Origin of the sequence: Novosphingobium mississippiense, assembly GCF_044029535.1 — a bacterium.
Classification (GTDB): domain Bacteria; phylum Pseudomonadota; class Alphaproteobacteria; order Sphingomonadales; family Sphingomonadaceae; genus Novosphingobium.
In genome coordinates this window covers 472,481-490,312 of record NZ_CP147001.1, presented here as the reverse complement: position 1 = coordinate 490,312, position 17,832 = coordinate 472,481, and the positions used below count along the sequence as shown (strand labels likewise).

Sequence of the window (17,832 nt, the reverse complement as noted above, 5' to 3'; positions counted from 1 at the left end):
AATCAGGCTTCGCAGGCCCGTGCCAGCAGGCAGACTCCGTTATCCGCGAAAGCCACTTCGGCCAGCGAGGAGGCCAGCCCGCAACCGCCGGGCGCGATCAGATCGTCACCGATCTTCACCGATTCCTCCCGCGGGATCACCAGCAAGGCGCCGGGATAGCGGGCGGCGATATCCGGCGTGGGCTGACCCGCCACCTGATCGAGCAGGAACAGCGGGCCATCGACCAGGACCTGCGTTTCGTGCGGGGACACGCGCTTGTGCCAGCGCGCCAGATCGTAAGCCTCGCCCTTCGACACGGCAATCCCATCGTCCAGATGCAGCTCGCGCGGGCGGCCGTAATCATAGAGGCGGTAGGTGATGTCGCTGTTCTGCTGCACTTCGATCAGGCTGACGCCCTCACCGATGGCGTGCACGGTATTGGCCGGAATGTAGAAGAAATCGCCCGGCTGCACTTCGTGCCAGGTCATCAGGCGTTCGATGCTGCCGTCCAGCGAGGCGGCGCGCATGTCCTCCTGAGAGATCGGCGCGTCGAAACCGATGCCCAGCGTGGCGCCCGGCTCGGCCGCGACGATCAGCCAGCATTCTTCCTTGCCCTGCTTGCCCAGCCCCTTGGCGATGGTCTGCGCATCGGTGGGATGGACCTGCACCGACAGCTTCTCGCTGGTGAAGATGTATTTCACCAGCAGATCGGGCAGCCCGGCGGGCGGCTCGAACCAGACTTCGCCGATGCGCTCACCTTCCGGGGCGACGAAAGGCGCGGGCAGGACATCCTTGCCCCAGGGCTTCTCGACTTCGCGGATGGCGAGTGCGGCAGTCATTGCTCGATCCTCTACTGGTGTACTTACTGATTTACGGCGCCGTGCAGCTTTCCGACCTTCTGCACACCTTCAACCGTAGTGACCAGCACCTCGTTCCCGTCGACCACAACTATGACGTTGGAAAGCCCGATTACCGAGACGCGCGGCCCATCGCTGTCGACCAGCACATTGGTGCAGTCGACCAGTTCCGCCGCGCCGGGCCCGCGCACCGCATTGCCGCCTTCGTCGCGCGCCAGCGCATCGTGCAGCGCCTGCCAGTTGCCGATGTCGGACCAGTCCATGTCCGCCGGCACCATCGCCGCGCGTGTGGTGTTCTCCATTACCGCATAGTCCACCGAATCGCTGGGCACGTCGCCGAACGTGGCGGCATCGGGGTGGAAACGGTGGCCATCCTCGGCCCCCTTCGCCACTGCCTCGCGCACCTTGGCGGCGATCTCGGGACGGTGGGCGGAGAGTTCGGCCATGAAATCACCGACGCGGAAGGCGAAGATGCCGCCGTTCCAGGCATAGCCGCCATGTTCGAGGAACGCCTTGGCGCGATCGAGGTCCGGCTTCTCGACGAACTGCGCGGTGCGATAGCCAGGGGTGCCCGCGATCGCCTCGCCCCGCTTCAGGTAGCCGAAGCCGGTCTCGGGCGCGGTCGCCTCGATCCCGAACGAGACCAGCCAGCCATCGTTCGCCAGCGCGGCAGCAGCGCAGGCCGCCTTCGCAAAGACGTCCGGGCGGCCGATGTGATGGTCGCTGGGGCAGACCAGCATCACCGCATCCTCGGGCAGACGACAGGCGGCGAGCGCGATGGCAGCCGCCGTGTTGCGCGCGGCAGGCTCGACGATCACGCTGGCGCCGGGAGCGCCGGCCAGCTGCGCCTCGACATGATCGAGATGCTTCGTGCCGGTCACCACCACCGGGGCGGCGAACCCGAGATGCGCCGGGCAGCGGGCCAGGCTTGCCTCGAACAAGGTGCTGTCACCCACCAGCGGCAGGAACGGCTTGGGCTTGGCTGCACGGCTGCGCGGCCACAGCCGCGTGCCGCTGCCGCCGCACAGGATGACCGGAACTATCGTGGGAAGCGAAACATCGCGGGAATCGGAGGACATGGGAATCGCCATACCGCTCCCTCTGGGCAATGCAACGGCGCTGATTACGGCATCTCGCCCTGCGCTTTCAGGAACCAGCGCTGGCGCCAGCCATAGTCGGCCTCCACCGGATTGCCGGCAGCGTCCCGCGCGGGCCGGAAGCGGAAACGGTCCATGGCCAGGGCGCAAGTGATGCGATCCGCCTCCGCATCGGGGCTGGGCTGTGCGATCCGGCAGGATTTCGCCTTCCCGTCCACACCCACACGCAGGATGACGACGACCTGATGCCCCAGCCGAAGCTGCCGACTGGCGGCGGGATAGTCCCGGGCAGAGTTGATGTCCCCGGCAATCTTTTCCGGCCTGCTGGCAGCACCGCCGCCCCCCTGCCCCGATCCGCTTCCCCCGGCGCCTGGTCCCGCGCCTTGGCCCCCGGCGCCGGAGCCCGTCCCTGCCTGACCGGCTCCGGCAGCATCGTCACGTCCGGAACCGACCACGGGGGGCGCCTGCGTCGGCACGATCGCCACGGGGGCTCGGGGCGCGGCCACCTCACGCGGCAGGGCGCGCTGGCCGGGCGCACCTGCGGAGCCTTGCGCGCCCGGTTGCGCGGGCACCGCGGCGGACTGGCGGGCTTCCGGTTGCGGGCTGGGAGGGGGCGAAAGCGGGATATCGAACGCCTGCGTCGTCGTTCGCACCAGTTCGTCTGCGAATGTCGGCGCGAAGGCCTGCACCAGCACGGCAATGATCAGCAGATGCAGCAGCGTGACCAGCGCGGCCATGCCCCATCGGATGGATCGCGGCGGCCGCAGATCGGCTCCTGTCGTCACCGGTGCCATGCACCTTCGATGCCACGGCGGGCGCGAGGCTGGCAAGCCATGCGGAACAAGTGGCTAGATGCTTGCCCTTTGACAGCACGGATCGTCGCCGTCATTCTCATATCCGAACCCATGTTCCCCAATGCGACATTGATTCGCCGGATTATCCAGCGCCTCCGTCGCCGACGACAGAGAACAGGGTACAAGGAGGGGAGGCGCATGGCGGGTTTCGAATCCCTTGAATGCGAACATGGCGGCGTAAGGCTGCGCGGGCTTGTCGCGCGTCCGGAAGGGACGCCATCCGGCGCGGCCGTGCTGATGTTTCCGGGCGCCACCGGGCCTTCCGATAGCTTTCATGCGGCCATGCGCGAAGTGGCCGCCGGCGGCAGGCTGGTGATCGCGCCCGACATGTACGGGGCCGATGCGGACATCTCTTCCAACCAGGCTGCCGGCACGCATTTCGCCGCGCTGATGGCCAATCCTCCCCTGCTGCGCGAACGCGTGCTCGTCTGGTTCGAGACGCTGCGCGCGTTGCCCGGCGTCGATCCGGACCGGATTGCGGCGATCGGCTACTGCTTTGGCGGCAAGTGCGTGCTGGAACTGGCACGCAGCGGCGCGGCCGTGCGGTCGGTCACCAGTTTTCATGGTCTGCTCGGCACCCACGATCCGGCCGTCGCCGGTCGCGTGCTGGCGCGGATCGCGGTGTGGACCGGCGGAGAAGACCCTTACGCCCCGCCCGCCGACGTGGAAGCGCTGCGCGCCGAACTGGACGCGGCGGGCGCGGATTATCAGCTAACCCTGTTCGCAAAGGCAGCACACGCGTTCACCGACCCCGATCATGACGGTATCGCCCCGGGGATCGCCTACGATCGAACGGCACACCGTATTGCCTGGAAAGGAACAATCGCGCTGCTTGAAGAGACAATAGACAGCTGAACCGCTCCGAACTGTCTTCTACAGGCAATTGCTGCCACGCGAAGAAATGAGGGAGGTTCATCAGGCGAATTGCGCCGGAACAAGAGGAGCGATACTTTTCCCGCAGGCGCAGAATCAAGGCGCGCGCGGAAAAACCGCCCAGAAGATGCCGCATATCGGCACGGGAGAACGTGGGGAGGACGGTCCCGGGGAACCGGAGCCAAAACGATACTGAAGCGGGAAGATGCATGCATCGCCGGGCGGTGATCCGCCGGCCATGCGCCCTTTTCCCAGAAATACCGATTCCCAAGAATTTCGATGCAGACCCGATGGTGCCCGCAGACCGGCAAGAACCGGCTTCGCGCATGGCCTCGATCCCGAGCCAGTCTGCCGTGAGAACATGGTTTCCGTGAGGAGAGGAAGAACATGCTTGCAAGGAATTTCAGGACTTCGCTGATGCTCGGTGTCGCCACGATGGGGGCCGGCGCAGCCGTTGCCGCATCACCCGCGCTGGCGCAGGATCAGGCCGCCCCCGCCCCACAGGAAGCCCAGTCCGGCAGGCGGGAAAGCCCCACCGTCAATCCCGGCGACATCATCGTCACCGCCCGGCGTACCGAAGAACGCCTGCAGGACGTGCCGATCTCCATCACCGTGTTCAACCAGGACCAGCTGACCAACCGCAACGTCGTCAGCGCGGCGGACCTTGCCACCAGCACGCCTTCGCTTTCCGCCAACACCAACTTCGGTTCGCAGAACTCGTCCTTCGCGATCCGCGGCTTCGTGCAGGACCTGGGCACCGCGCCTTCGGTGGGCGTCTACTTCGCCGACGTGGTGGCCCCGCGCGGCGCGTCGAACGGCCTGCCTTCGGGTGACGGCGCCGGTCCGGGCGCCTATTTCGATCTGCAGAACGTGCAGGTGCTGAAGGGTCCGCAGGGCACGCTGTTCGGCCGCAACACCACCGGCGGCGCCGTGCTGCTGGTGCCGCAGAAGCCGACCGACCTTCTTGAAGGCTATGTCCAGGGATCGATCGGCAATTACGACATGCGCCGCGTGCAGGCCGTGATCAACGTGCCGCTGGCCGATACCTTCAAGGTCCGCCTGGGCGTCGATCGCATGAAGCGCGATGGGTATCTGCACAATACCAGCGGCGTCGGCCCGAAGGATTTCAACGATGTCGACTATACCTCGGTCCGCCTCAGCGTGGTCGCGGAACTGACGCCGGACCTCGAGAACTACACGATCGCCACTTATTCGCGGTCCGATACGCATGGTGACGCGCAGAAGCTGATCGCCGCCGACCCGGCCTACAGCCTGGGCCACTTCGCGGACGAGCAACTTACCCCCGGCAGCAGCAACTATCAGGGTTCGGGCTTCTACGACTTCGCGCAGGACGTGCCCGATGCCCGCTCGCTGCTGACCGTCTGGCAAGTGATCAACACCACCACCTGGCACGCCAGCGACACGCTGACCTTCAAGAACATCGCCAGCTATGGCGAGTTGAAGGACAGCTTCAACAACCCGATCTTCGGCACCGCCTTCGAAACGCCGGCGATCCCGCAGATCGGCCTGTCCAGCTATCGCTTCGGCTTTGCCAGCAGCCGCCCGCTGCCCGGCCGCGATACCGCAGCGGAATCCACGTTCACCGAGGAATTCCAGATCCAGGGTCGCAGCAGCGACGACAAGCTGAACTGGCAGACCGGCGCCTATCTGGAATCCGTCCAGCCGCTCGGCCTGGTGGGCTCGAAATCTCCGGTGATCCAGTCCTGCGCCGATTCCGCCGCGCTGGCCGCCAGCCAGTGCTATGACGTGCTGGGCTATCTGGCTGCCGTCACGCCGGTGTTCTTCGGCGGCGCCTTCGATCCCACCCAGCACGCCGGCGCGATCAACACCACGGCGGGCCGCACGTCGTTCCACAACGTCGGCCTCTATGCGCAGGCGACCTACAAGTTCACCGATCAGCTCAAGCTGACCGGCGGCTTCCGCTACACCTGGGACCGCGAGGACAATACCAGCGTCCAGACGACCACGATCACCGGTTATCCGCTGAGCTTCCCGTTCTTCCAGCCGATCCCGGCCGCGCCGCTGTTCACCTACTGCACGTATCCGGACGCCCCGATACAGGATCCCACCGCCGCCAACGGCTGCCGGCGCGACATCAAGCAGAAATCGCAGAAGCCGACCTGGCTGATCGATCTGGACTACACGCCGGTCCAGGACGTGCTGATCTACGGCAAATACGCCAGAGGCTATCGCGCCGGCGGCATCGCGCCCAACGTGACATCCGCCTTCGCGGTGTTCGGCCCCGAAAAGGTCGACGCCTTCGAACTGGGCGCCAAGACCAGTTGGCGCGGTTCGGTGCCCGGCAACTTCAACATCGCCGGCTTCTACAACAAGTTCAGCAACCAGCAGCTGCAGCTGGGCTTCAACGCCAACCCGTGCCAGTTCACCGACGCCACCACCGGCGCGTGCATCGCGGCCCCGGTCTCGCCCACGGCCGCGCCGGTCAACGCCGGCAAGTCCCGGATCTGGGGTATCGAAGTGGACGCTTCGGCCAGCCCGTTCCAGGGGATGCTGCTGCAGGTCGGCTATACCTACCTCAACACCAAGCTGACCTCGGTCGAGACATTCTCGCTCGAACCCGGTTCGCCCTATGTGCTTTCGGGCACCTACATGGTGGGTGACCCGCTGGCGCTCAGCCCGAAGAACAAGGTCACCGCTTCCGCCACCTACACGCTGCCGCTGTCCGACAGCATCGGCAAGATCTCGTTCGGCGCCACCTTCACGCATACCGACAAGATGCTGGCGAACACCGGCAACCGCTTCTACTTCGGCTGCAACGGCACGGCGAACACCTACCTGCCGAACTGCCAGGCGGGAGCGGTCTCCGACCCGGCGACGGTCGCCTATATCCAGAGCCTGACCGACCTGAAGTCGACCGACCTGCTGAACCTCAATGTCAATTGGGACAATATCGCAGGCCTGCCGGTGGACGCGGCGTTCTTCGCAACCAACGTGACCAAGGAAAAGTACTACACCTTCTATCCGGGCCTCTCGACCGGCACCGGTTTCGAAACCGCATCGGTGGGCGCGCCGCGCATGTACGGCTTCAGCCTGAAGTATCACTTCGGCGGCTGATCCGGCAGGAACGCCCTATAAAAGGGGCCGCGCGTTGTGACGTGCGGCCCCTTTCGTTTGTCGGAAATGCAGGTGTCAAACGCCCAGCAGGGCGAAGCTGTCATGCCGCATCACCGCACGGCCAAGCCGGCCGACGAAAGTCTCGATGATCGGCGGATCGACGCGGCGGGTGATCGCCCAGAGGTAATAACCGTAGACCACCGCCTCCCGATATTGTGCCCAGGCTTCCTCCGGATCGGGCATGGTGCAGCCATGGCCGCGCATCACCCCAAGATATTCGCCCAGCAGCCAGCGCTCCTCCGCCTCGGCGACATCCACCGGCAGCACCGCGTTGAGATGATAGGCCACATCCAGCGCCCAGCCGCCGCGCTGGAGCAACTGCCAGTCGATCAGGCCCATCCCCTCCAGCGTGCGATAGAGATTGCCGGCGTGGGCATCGCCATGGAGCAGGAACTGCGGCCGCGCGGCATCGCGCTCCGCCAGCGCCCGCATCGCCGAAACGAGCCGAGCGGCATTGCGGACTTCGGGCAGGATGCCCTCCCCCCGCGGCCCGTCTAGCAAATCCTGCAGCACTTCGGGCGTCACATAGGTCATCCGCGCAAGTTGGGCGGCACGCGGCGCGATCCAGTCCGCCAGCAGGTCCGCCCGCGCGTGAAGCCGGGCCAATTGCGTCAGGCTGGCCAGGGCATCGTCCGCCGTGAACGGATCGAGCGCGGAACAGAACGAAGCCCCTTGCGCGATCAGGTCGCGCATCACCGTCACCGCCTGCTGCCCCTTGCGATCGACCACCGTGGCGACGCAGGGCGGCACGCGCAGATCGAGCACCGGGGCAAGGCGATTGTAGAAGTCCGCCTCCAGCACGCAGGTCGGCCCGCCGCGCGCGGTCCCCTCGTCCACATCGAGCAGACCTTTGATGCAGAACTGGTGCGTGGCCTGCTCCCCTTCGAAGCGGACGGCGAAGCGGACCTTGGTGGCCACGGTCCGGATCACCTCCAGCGTTTCGACACTCGCAATGCCCTTGCCGCCGGAAACATGCGCCAGCACCGGCGCCAACCAGTAAGGGTTCAGCGCCTCGACCAGCGTGGCGGGGACGGGCCCGGCATGTTCGACAGGCCCATTCATGAACTGGGTGGCGGTCATCGTCATCGGCTTCTCCCATTGGCGAGCTGGCATCTCGCCGACTTCTCTCTGCCATCTCGTCGGCTTGCCCAATTCTCCATTTCGGTACATCATTCGCAATAGAGAATTCCATCGGTCACGCGATCGTCGTCCAGACCTGTCGCGTCAAGACCGTTCGACGGTTCGGGACAGGGAGAGAGACGCAATGGCAAAGCCGCTGGAAGGCATCCGCATTGTGGAAGTGGCGATGTGGGCCTTCGTTCCCGCCTGCGGCGGAATGCTGGCCGATCTTGGCGCCGAAGTGATCAAGGTGGAGCCGCCTGCCGGCGATCCACTGCGCGGACTGAAGATCGGTAGCCTTGGTTCGGCCGATGCTTCCTACGACTGGTCGTGGGAAAGCTACAACCGGGGCAAGCGATCGATCACGCTGGACTTGCGGCACGAGGCGGGCCGCGCGGTGCTGGGCCGACTGTTGGAACAGGCCGATGTCTTCCTGACCAGCCTTCTCCCCCCCGCACGCCGATCGATGGGCATCGATGCAGCCACGCTGCGCGCGCGCTTCCCCAACCTGATCTATGCCAGCGGCAGCGGCACCGGGCCCAACGGCCCGGATGGCGAGAAAGGCGGATACGATGCGATCACCTTCTGGGCGCGCGGCGGCATTGCCTCCTCCCTCACCGAGAACGACGCGCCCGCCCCAGTCGGCCCGCCCGGCCCCGCATTCGGCGATACCCTGTCCGGCGCGATGCTGGCTGGCGCGATCGCTGCGGCCATCGCGCGGCGGGCGATGACCGGAGAGGCCGGGGAAGTGGACGTGTCGCTGCTGGGCACTGCCATGTGGTCCCAGCAGCGGCTGATCTGCCAGGCAACGGCGGACGGCGTGCAGCGCTTCCCGCGCCCGTCCGGCCCGCCGCACAACGTGCTGGTGGCGAACTATCGCACCGCCGACCATCGCTTCGTCGCGCTCTGCATGTTGCAGGCGGACCGCTACTGGGCGCGCTTCTGCGAAGCGGCCGGACGGCCCGATCTTGCCACCGATCCGCGCTTCGCCAACGATGCCGCCCGCCGCGCGAACGGCGCCGAATGCCATGCCGAAGTGACGGCCCTGTTCGCGTCCAGGTCGCTGGCGGAATGGAAGCAGATCCTGTCCCGGCAGGATGGCCAGTGGGACGTGGTGCAGGACGTGGGTGAATTGCAGGACGATCCACAGGTCCAGGCCAATCAGTACTTGCGCCGGATCGACGCGGGCGACGGCGAAACGATCCCGATGGTCGCCAGCCCCATGCTGTTCGAAGGCAAGGCCCTAGCCTCCACCCGCGCGCCGGAGCTGGGCGCGGACAGCGATGCCGTGCTGGCGGAACTGGGCTATGACGAGGATGCGGTGATCGACCTCAAGGTGCAGGGAGTGGTGTTCTGATGGCATCCCAAGGGGCGCCCGCCCGCAAGCTGCCCACGCTCGAACCCGAAACCGCGTTCTTCTGGACTTCGGGCGCGGATGGCCGGTTGCGCATCCAGCGCTGCGCCGAATGCCGCACATGGCAGCACCCGCCACTTCCCCGCTGCGCCACTTGCGGCAGCGAAGCGATGGCGGCCGAGCCGACCTCCGGCAAGGGCAGCATCGCCAGCTACACCATCAATCACGAGGCATGGCTGCCGGGCCTGCCGGTGCCGTTCGTGCTGGCGGCGGTGGAACTGGCCGAACAGGCTGGGCTCTACGTTATGGCCAATCTCGATGGCGCGGTTACGCGCGCGCGCATCGGCCTGCCCGTCACCGTCCGGTTCGAACAGCACGAGGACGTGTGGCTGCCCTTCTTCGCGCCGAAGGTCGAAGCGTGACCACCCTGCCCGAAAAGCAAGTCTGCGTCACCGGCGCGGCGCAGTCAGAAGTGGCCCGCCCCTCCTCGCGCAGCGCACTGCAACTCACTGCCGACGCCTGCCTGGCCGCCATTGCCGACGCCGGCCTCTCCCCGCGGGAGATCGACGGCATCGCCACCTACCCACCCAAATCGGCCGAAGGCGGCGGCATTGCCCCGGTCAGCACGTCCGAAGCGGCCGCCGTGCTGGGCCTCAACCCGCGCTGGATCCTCGCATCCGGTGAAGGTTTCAGCCACATGGCGCCGATCTTCAATGCGGTGACCGCGATCGCCTGCGGGCTTGCCCGGCATGTCGTGGTGTTCCGCACCGTCGCCCAGGCCAGCGCCCGCGCGCAGGCCCGCGCCTCCACGCTGATGAGCGGACGCGGCGCACGGGTGGAAGGCACCAACGCCTGGACGGTGCCGTTCAACGCCCTCTCCCCCATCAATATGTTCGCGCTCTACGCCCAAGCCTATTTCGACAAGTACGGAGCGACGGAGGCGCAACTGGGCGCCTTGGCCGTCAACGCCCGCCGCCATGCCGCGCACAATCCGGCCGCGATCTACAAGGCGCCGCTGACGCTGGACGACTACCTGCAATCGCGGGTGATCTCCTCTCCCCTGCGGCTCTACGACTGCGACGCCCATGTCGATGGCGCCACCGCGATCGTCCTATCGCACAACGACGCCGCGAAGGATCTGCGCAATCCGCCACTGCATATCGAAGCGATGGGAATGGCCGTCGGCGGCCTCTGGGCCGGCCGGCATGAGGGAGACTTCACCAGCCTGCCCGCCGCCCGACGCGCAGGGGAGATGCTATGGTCCCGCACCAGCCTGCGCCCCGCCGACCTCGATTGCGCACAACTCTACGACGGCTTCTCGATCCACACATGGCTCTGGATGGAGGCGCTGGGACTGGTGCCGCAGGGCGAGGCCTGCCGCTTCGTCGAGGGCGGCACGCGGATCGGGTTGGACGGGGAACTGCCCCTCAACACCGGCGGCGGCCAACTCTCGGCCGGACGCCTGCATGGCTACGGCCATATCCACGAGGCTTGCGTGCAGTTGTGGCATCGCGGCGGCGGGCGACAGGTGGCCGACGCCCGCACCTGCCTGATTTCCAACGGCGGCTTCGGATACGGCGCAATGCTCCTGCGGCGGGATTGACGATGAGTCGTCACCTTGACTTTTCACGTTCGTTATGACGATAATATATTCACAATAGCGAATAATGAAACGAGAGGAGTCGGGAGATGAGCGAGGCTGATCCGGCCATCCGCGCAAGCGCCGCAACCGAGTGGGCCTATGGCCCGATCTTCGATGCGGACGCGCACATCGATCCGCCGCATGACATGTGGAAGGACTATCTGCCCGCGCACCTCAAGGACCGCGCGCCCTATATCGAACATGCCGACGATGGCGATTACATCTGCTTCGAAGGCAACCGCCGCCCGTTCATGATGATCAACAATCAGGCCGGGCGAGAGGGCAGGAACTTCAAGATGAAAGGCCGCCTGGCCGACCAGCGCAAGGTGTGGGAACCCGCCACGCGCCTGGCCGACATGGACGCGGACGGCATGGACGCTGCGCTGCTGTTCGGCGGCGGCCCGCTGGGTTCGCTCGACAACGAACTCTACATCGCCAGCTACGAAGCCTATCAGAACTGGGTGCTGGACTTCTGCTCGGCCGCGCCGGACCGGCTCTATCCGGTCGGCTACGTGCCGATGCGCGATATCGAAGAAACGTGCAGCCACGTCCGCCGGCTCGCCGCCAAGGGCTTCCGCGCAATCAACCTGCCGGCCTTCCCGCAAAACCCCGAAGCGTGGAAGACCACTTCCGGCGTGCAGGCGCTGAAGGATGGGCAAGTCTCCGCGCTCACCGGCGATCCCAAGGGGGCGTTGCAATACTCGAACCCCGCCTTCGACGCGTTGTGGAAGACCGTGGTGGACGCCGGGATCGTCGTCACCTTCCACCTCGGCGCGCGGGTGCCGCGTTTCGGGCAGAAGGAATACTTCCTGGCCGACATGCCGATGAGCAAGCTGGCCATGGCGGAACCGATCGGCATCCTGATCTACAACGGCGTGTTCGACCGTTTCCCGGACCTGAAGATCGGATCGATGGAATCGGGCGTGGGCTGGTTCGCGTGGTTTGCCGAATACAACGACCGCACCTGGGAAAAGCAGCGCTACTGGACGGAATCCCCGCTGAAGAACCCGCCCAGCTACTACATGGATCGCAACGTCTATGGCTCCTTCATCCAGGACCGCACGGGCATTTTGAATCGCGACCAACCGGGCGGGCGCAACATCATGTGGTCATCGGACTATCCGCATTCGGAAACGACTTTCCCGCACTCTCGCGATGTGATCCTGCGCGATTTCGCCGGGGTGCCGGAGGCCGATGTGCGCGCGATCATTCATGACAATTGCCGGCGGTTGCTGGGATTGTCGTAAGTCCTCGGGCCAAAAAAATGCAATCACCCAACACACCCCGTCGCCCCCGCGAAGGCGGGGGCCCCGCTTTCTTTGGCGAAGAAAGCGGAGAAGAAGGAGAAGCGGGATCCCCGCCTTCGCGGGGATGACGGGGCATGTTGATATTCGTGGTGCTCGTAACCTGCGGGCGAAGGGTCGCGCTTGGAACGACCTTCGCCCGTGTGAAGGTTGGGTTCTAACGTCGCGCCAGCTCCGACCGGCCAGCCCTCACCCCACCTTCAAGCGCTTCGCCATGGTCGCCTCGTCCATCATCGGTGCACCGCGCAGGTGGCCAAGGCGGATGCCGGTGCAGGTCATCTTGAACTTCGCGAAATCCTCATACCATTCAAGATCGGCGGCGGACTTGCCGGCCAGGTGTTCCCACAAGGCCACCGTCTCTTCGCGGCTGCCCATGCCCTCCAGCGGCGCGCCATAGGTGGAGGCGGGCCCATGCATGGTATCCGCGATCACGCAGAACCACGCCAGATCATGCAGCGCCCCACCGAGCGAGGGCTGCTCCCAGTCCATCACCGCCACGACATCGAAGTTCCCGTCGAACATCATGTTGCCGATCCGCGCGTCGCCCCAGACCAGGCCCTCCGGCTGATTCCCGGGCCAGAGCCCGCGTAGCCGCTCCAGCGCCGCGTCGAGTATGGGCAGCGGCTCAACCTGCTGAAGCCAGCGGGCGAAGCGCGTGTACTTGTCCCATTCTTGCGCCAGACCCCGTTCCCCGTTGGGCCCGGCAAGGAAATCGAACCCGTCCAGCGGCACGCGCTGCACGGCCGCCAGTTGCTCCACAGCATTGCGCCACAGCACGCGGCGCTGCGCCGGGGTGGCATCCTTCAGCCAGCCTTCGCGCGCATAGGGCGGGATCGATACCGGCACGCGGCCGGTCTTGCGTTCCATCACGAAGAAGGGATTACCCAGCAGCGCCGGGTTTTCCTCGAACCACAGCGGGCGGGCGACGCGCACCTCCCCACCTTCGGCCAGCGCCTTCATCACCCGGTACTGCTGTACAAAAAGGTCGTCGGGGAAGACCGTGAAGCCACCCGGCTTGATCCGCACCACGCAGCCCTGTTGCCGTTCCTCGCCCTGCTCACGCCAGTGCGCTTCGAACAGCACCGTCTCATGGCTTTGCCCGGCGCCGCGCGGATAGGCGAGATCGGTGATCCACACCTCACGCGCGTGCGGCATCCGTGCCGCCAGCCACTGCGCCAGCGCACCCGCCAGTTCGCCAAGGTCCCGGGTTTCCGGCGCGACGATCACGTCCGACATCCAGCACTCTCCCGCTTATATCGCAATTCCAAATCGCGAATTTATTTTCGACTATTTGATAAGTCGACAAGCAGGATGGGTCAAGCAAAGCGCGCTTGAACGGTGCGAGAACCGCCGGGGCGGCGGAGGTCAGAAGTCTTCGGGCTGGCCGATCAGAAAGCGGGAGATGCGGGCGCAGGCTTCTGCGAGGGCCTCACCCGCCTTGCGCACTTCGGCGCCGGTCATGGCATCGTTGAAGCCGCCCAGCACCAGCGAGATCGAGACCCGGTCACGCGCGTCGTAGATCGGCGCCATGATCCCCATCAGCGAGTAAGTCCGCGCATCGTCCAGGGTGATTTCGGGCACGACCGGCGGATCCTGCATGCCGTTGATCGTGGCGATGCCGTCACCGGGCGCCGTTCCGGCACGGCGCGACAGGGCGATGAAGCCGTGTTCGCGCACGAAGGCCATGCCGCCGTGAAGCTGTTCCAGTTGCTCGGCGGTGGGTGCGGGATTGGTGCGGACCTGCACGGCATCGGCGTCACGCGGCGTGCGGGCGAAGAACGAGGTGGCCTGCACCCAGCGCAGCGGCATGCGGGTGCCCAGCGGCACCGGATAGCCGACGTGGCTGGCCGATGCGGCCCGCTCGCGCAGGTGGATCATGTCGCCTTCCAGGAAATAGGCGCCGCAAACCACGTCGAAATCGTCCGCCAGCTTGCGCATTTCCGGCTGCGCGACCTGCAACGGCGAGAAGTGTTCCGCCGCCGTGCGCCCGATCGCCGCCAGCACCGGGCCCAGCACGTAAGTCTTGTCGCTGGTGCGGTAGAGATAGCCCACGTCGACCAGCCCCGTCAGCAGCGCATGGCAGGTCGCCCGGCTGAGCTTCAGCGCCCGCACCAGATCGGTGAGCGCGAAGGACTGCCCCGGATGATCGGCGATGAAATTGAGGATGGCGGCCATGCGGGCGACGCCGGGGGAAGAACGCGACATGGGTGCTTTCGCTATTTCGAATTACCTGTCGGGTTATGGCGCGTGGAGGGGTTCGTCAATGGGTTGGTGGGGATCGGGCAGGACGAGTACCAAGGATGCCAGCCCCGGTCTTCCCAACCACACTCCGTCGCCCCCGCGCAGGCGGGGGCCCCGCTTCCTTCCGCCGCGCTCGCAAAAGAAAGCGGGATCCCCGCCTTCGCGGGGATGACGGGCTTGGAGGCCAATGGCCAAAGTGCTGTCGATGGCGTGCTGTCGATGGCGTGCCGTCTAGGCGCTGCCAACTCTTTCGGCTTCCAACCGCGCCGCCACGATCCGTGCGATCTCGCGCCGAGCGACCTTGTTGGAATGGAGCAACGGCACGTCCTCGCGCGTCAGTTCCACCCAGGCGCGCGGCACTTTGTAGCCGGAAAGACTGTCGCGCATTCGCGCCTCGATGGCGGTCATATCGAGCACTGCCCCATCGCGCGGAACCAGCGCCGCCACCAGCAGCGCGCCGCGCTCGCGATCCGGCAGGCCGACGACATAGGCACTGTGCACACTGTCCAGCGCCTGCAATTCCATCTCCACCTCGGCGGGCGAAACGTTGGAGCCGGATACCTTGATCATGTCCCCGCCCCGCCCCACGAAATGGATGCGACGACCATCCGCGCGATCCTCGACAAGACAGAGGTCGCCGGTGTGTAGATATCCGTCCGCCGTGTAGTGCTCGGCAGGATCGATCTTGTGCAGCGCAGGCGCGACGGCGGGGCCGCGCACCTGCATTTCCCCCACTTCGCCATCCCCCACCGAGCGGCCGTCTTCGTCGGCAATGCGAATGTCGTAGCCGGGGGCGAAGTGATCCATCGGCGCACAGACCGGGCGGCCGGGCACGCGGAACTCGTCGCCCCAGCCATAGGGCCCCAGCGTCTCGCTCATGCCCAGGCCCCACCACGGCTGCGGCCCCCGGATGCGTTCGAGGTCTTCCTCCGCCAGCACGGACCCCATGGCGAAACGGCTGTTGCTAAGCGTGCGTTCGGTGCAGGTAGTAACCGCGCCACGCTCCCAACCGGGCAGCAGGTACAGCATCAGCCCGCCCACCCAGAACATCGGCAATTGCGCCGGTCGTTCCTCGCCGGTTTGCACGCCGAGCATCTCCACCAGCCAATGGCTGCGCGCCATGACCGCACCGTGGAGATGACGCACGCCCTTGGGCAGCGCCATCGAGCCGGAAGTATAGATCTCGATCATCTGGTCGGTCGGATGGACTTCAGATTCGACTTCGCGAAGCAGGTCGTCACTGACGTCCGCGCCGGCATCGGCCAGCCATGCTATCGGCGCCACGCCCAACGGCAACCCATCCCCACTCGACACCACCCAGCGCAAGTAAGGCACGCGCGGCAGGCGCAGCGCACCGCAAGTCTGCGCCGCCAATTCCGGCAGCGCCTCCACCAACCGCGCGACAAGGTCCTTGCCCAGCATCTCCCGCTGAACGATCAGGCCCAGCACGTCGCTTTGGCGAAGCACGCGGACCAGTTCGTTGGCACGGATCATCGTGCTGATCGGCACCGCGACTGCGCCGATCCGGGCGATTGCCGCCAGTGCCACGGCAAAACCCGGACCGTTGCCGAAGATGAAGCCGACGCGCGCGCCCTTGCCTACACCGCGTGCCAGCAGTCCGCACGCCAGTTCGGCCGAGCGGCGGTCAAGGTCCGCAAACGTGGCACTCTCCGTGCCAGCCTCGGTCTCCAGCGTGATCGCCACCGCATCGCCGTAGGCCGCTGCGGCCGAGCGGATCAATTCGGGAAAGGTCCGGGCCGCACCCGGCGTGCCTTCGCTGCTCAATGCACTCATCCTCTCGCCGGGGTCTCTGCCCTGTGACGGCGCGATCCTGCGTGCCGGGAAGCTAGATCGCAAGCATGGACGCGCCTCCATCGCCGGGGCGGAATCGTCACATTTGCGAACTTAAATTCGTAATGGAGAACAATCAGCTTTCGGAGAACGTATAGGGCTGCGCGGCGCGGCGATAGTCGTCGGCCAGCACGTCCCGTCCGATCGGCGGCACCGAGCGCGCGGCGCAGTCGGCGCGCTGGCACAGGCGGCAGGTGACGCCGATGGGGGTGACTTTCGGCTCATCGCCAGCAGCATAGACCAGCTTGCCCGCCTCTTCTGCCGCGCAAGCCAGCGCGACGGCGCGGGTGACTTTCATCCGCCCGTGTCGCCCCTCACCCGACGTCACGGTGCGCGCGATCGAGAAGAAGCGCTGGCCGTCCGGCAATTCCAGCCACTGCGTGCGGACCTCGCCCGGCCAGCGGAACACCTGATGGACCGACCACAAGGGACAGCCGCCACCATGCGCCGCGAAGGGGAAGCCCGCGCCGTCCAGCCGCTTGGAGACGTTGCCCGCCTCGTCCACGCGCAGGAAGAAGAAGCCGACGCGCTCCTCGCCCGGCCGGTGCAGCGTAGTGAGGCGGTGGGCGACTTGCTCGAAGCTGGTGCCGAACAGTCCGCAGAGCGCCTCGATATCGTATCGCCGTGCCTCGACCTCGCGAGCGAACTTGGCATAGGGCATCAGGATCGCCGCCGCCGCGTAGCCGGCCAGCGCCCGCCGCACCAAAGTCGCCGTGGTCGTCTGGGCGAAGGCGGCGGCGCGCACGACCGCAACGATATCGCCACGCATCGCAGTATGGGCGATGTGCGTGGCGATCTGGAACGCGCGGCTTGAGGCGCCGAGCGTGTCGTCGATCAGCAATTGCTGGTTGTGCCGGTCGAACCGCCGCAGCGAATCGACCATGACGTCCGGCGGCAGGAAGCGCACGCGCACGCCTTTGGCGGCCAGCCATGCGACCGCTCCGCCCGCCTGCTCGATCTCGGTTGCCAATTCCTCCGCCCGCAAGTCGATGGCGTGGAAGTAGTTGCGCGAAGCTCCAAGGAAGCGCTGCGCCTCGCGCACCGGTTCGTTCTCCTCGGCGGCGGGGCCGGAGGCGCGCTGCTCGGCCAGAGCCTGACTTTCGCGGGTGTAAGCACCGTGAAGCCGCAGCAGCGCCTCCGAAATGCCGGGAAAACTCATCGCGAGGTCGGCAATTTCCAGCGACGGCAGATCGATATCGGCGAACAGCGGATCGCGCAGTACGTCGCCCACGCGGCGCGCGTAATCCTCGCCATCGTCCCCGGCGATATCGGCGATGTCCAGCCGATAGGTCCGCGCAAGGCGCAACAGCATGTCCGCCGTCACCGGGCGCTGGTTACGCTCCAGCAGCGCGACGTAGCTGGGCGAGATCTCCAGATCGTCCGCCATCGCCTGCTGAGTCAGCCCCAATTCGCGGCGCAGACGGCGCAGCCGCGGGCCGAGGTAGAGAGGTCGTGTTTCCGCCATGACTTCCGCAGCTTGTCACACCTGCACTTCTTTACAAGGA

14 protein-coding genes are annotated in these 17,832 nt (G+C 66.2%); 6 read left to right on the top strand and 8 right to left on the bottom strand.

Annotation, left to right across the window (positions count from 1 at the left end; translation table 11 throughout):
* Positions 1-2: 2 nt before the first annotated feature.
* Genes WBP06_RS02285 through WBP06_RS02275 form a run of 3 tightly spaced genes read right to left on the bottom strand, consistent with a single transcriptional unit; the run spans position 3 to position 2,727 of the window.
* On the bottom strand, positions 3-818 hold the full coding sequence (locus WBP06_RS02285) for a class I mannose-6-phosphate isomerase (RefSeq protein ID WP_395331464.1): 816 nt from the start codon (positions 816-818) through the stop codon (positions 3-5).
* Positions 819-841: 23 nt separating this feature from the next.
* Positions 842-1,915 (bottom strand): mannose-1-phosphate guanylyltransferase, encoded by a 1,074-nt coding sequence (locus tag WBP06_RS02280; RefSeq protein ID WP_395331462.1) that lies wholly within the window; start codon positions 1,913-1,915, stop codon positions 842-844.
* Positions 1,916-1,959: 44 nt separating this feature from the next.
* A complete protein-coding gene (locus WBP06_RS02275; protein ID WP_395331460.1) occupies positions 1,960-2,727 on the bottom strand; it encodes an energy transducer TonB in 768 nt (255 codons plus the stop codon).
* 198 nt (positions 2,728-2,925) lie between these two features.
* Between WBP06_RS02275 and WBP06_RS02270 the strand changes: the two genes are divergently transcribed.
* Positions 2,926-3,642, top strand: a complete 717-nt coding sequence (locus WBP06_RS02270) for a dienelactone hydrolase family protein (protein WP_395331458.1) — start codon at positions 2,926-2,928, stop codon at positions 3,640-3,642.
* Positions 3,643-4,047: 405 nt separating this feature from the next.
* On the top strand, positions 4,048-6,756 hold the full coding sequence (locus WBP06_RS02265; RefSeq protein WP_395331456.1) for a TonB-dependent receptor: 2,709 nt from the start codon (positions 4,048-4,050) through the stop codon (positions 6,754-6,756).
* Positions 6,757-6,831: 75 nt separating this feature from the next.
* Here the strand turns inward: WBP06_RS02265 and WBP06_RS02260 are convergent, their stop codons facing one another.
* Positions 6,832-7,902, bottom strand: coding sequence for a phosphotransferase (locus tag WBP06_RS02260; RefSeq protein ID WP_395331454.1), 1,071 nt, complete (start codon positions 7,900-7,902; stop codon positions 6,832-6,834).
* A gap of 178 nt (positions 7,903-8,080) precedes the next feature.
* Here WBP06_RS02260 and WBP06_RS02255 point away from each other — a divergent pair, with 178 nt between their 5' ends.
* The 4 genes from WBP06_RS02255 (at position 8,081) to WBP06_RS02240 (ending at position 12,178) form a co-directional block, all read left to right on the top strand.
* Positions 8,081-9,292, top strand: a complete 1,212-nt coding sequence (locus WBP06_RS02255; RefSeq protein ID WP_395331452.1) for a CaiB/BaiF CoA transferase family protein — start codon at positions 8,081-8,083, stop codon at positions 9,290-9,292.
* A complete protein-coding gene (locus WBP06_RS02250) occupies positions 9,292-9,711 on the top strand; it encodes a Zn-ribbon domain-containing OB-fold protein (RefSeq protein ID WP_395331450.1) in 420 nt (139 codons plus the stop codon). The genes WBP06_RS02255 and WBP06_RS02250 overlap by 1 nt, the downstream gene beginning before the upstream one ends.
* Complete coding sequence (locus WBP06_RS02245; RefSeq protein ID WP_395331448.1) at positions 9,675-10,892, top strand: thiolase family protein; 1,218 nt, start codon at positions 9,675-9,677, stop codon at positions 10,890-10,892. The genes WBP06_RS02250 and WBP06_RS02245 overlap by 37 nt, the downstream gene beginning before the upstream one ends.
* 86 nt (positions 10,893-10,978) lie before the next feature.
* A complete protein-coding gene (locus WBP06_RS02240) occupies positions 10,979-12,178 on the top strand; it encodes an amidohydrolase family protein (RefSeq protein WP_395331446.1) in 1,200 nt (399 codons plus the stop codon).
* Positions 12,179-12,424: 246 nt separating this feature from the next.
* On the opposite strand, the gene WBP06_RS02235 is transcribed toward WBP06_RS02240, so the two are convergent.
* From WBP06_RS02235 to WBP06_RS02220, 4 genes are all read right to left on the bottom strand, one after another.
* Positions 12,425-13,471 (bottom strand): phosphotransferase family protein, encoded by a 1,047-nt coding sequence (locus WBP06_RS02235; protein ID WP_395331444.1) that lies wholly within the window; start codon positions 13,469-13,471, stop codon positions 12,425-12,427.
* A 129-nt stretch (positions 13,472-13,600) separates the two neighbouring features.
* The gene (locus WBP06_RS02230; protein ID WP_395331442.1) at positions 13,601-14,440 is read right to left on the bottom strand and encodes an IclR family transcriptional regulator; all 840 of its coding nucleotides are present in this window, start codon (positions 14,438-14,440) and stop codon (positions 13,601-13,603) included.
* 267 nt (positions 14,441-14,707) lie between these two features.
* Positions 14,708-16,261: a class I adenylate-forming enzyme family protein gene (locus WBP06_RS02225; RefSeq protein WP_395331440.1), complete on the bottom strand. Its 1,554-nt coding sequence runs from the start codon at positions 16,259-16,261 to the stop codon at positions 14,708-14,710.
* A 142-nt stretch (positions 16,262-16,403) separates the two neighbouring features.
* Positions 16,404-17,792 carry a short-chain fatty acyl-CoA regulator family protein gene (locus tag WBP06_RS02220; RefSeq protein WP_395331438.1) on the bottom strand — a complete coding sequence of 463 codons (1,389 nt, stop codon included), beginning with the start codon at positions 17,790-17,792 and terminating at the stop codon, positions 16,404-16,406.
* Positions 17,793-17,832 lie beyond the last annotated feature (40 nt).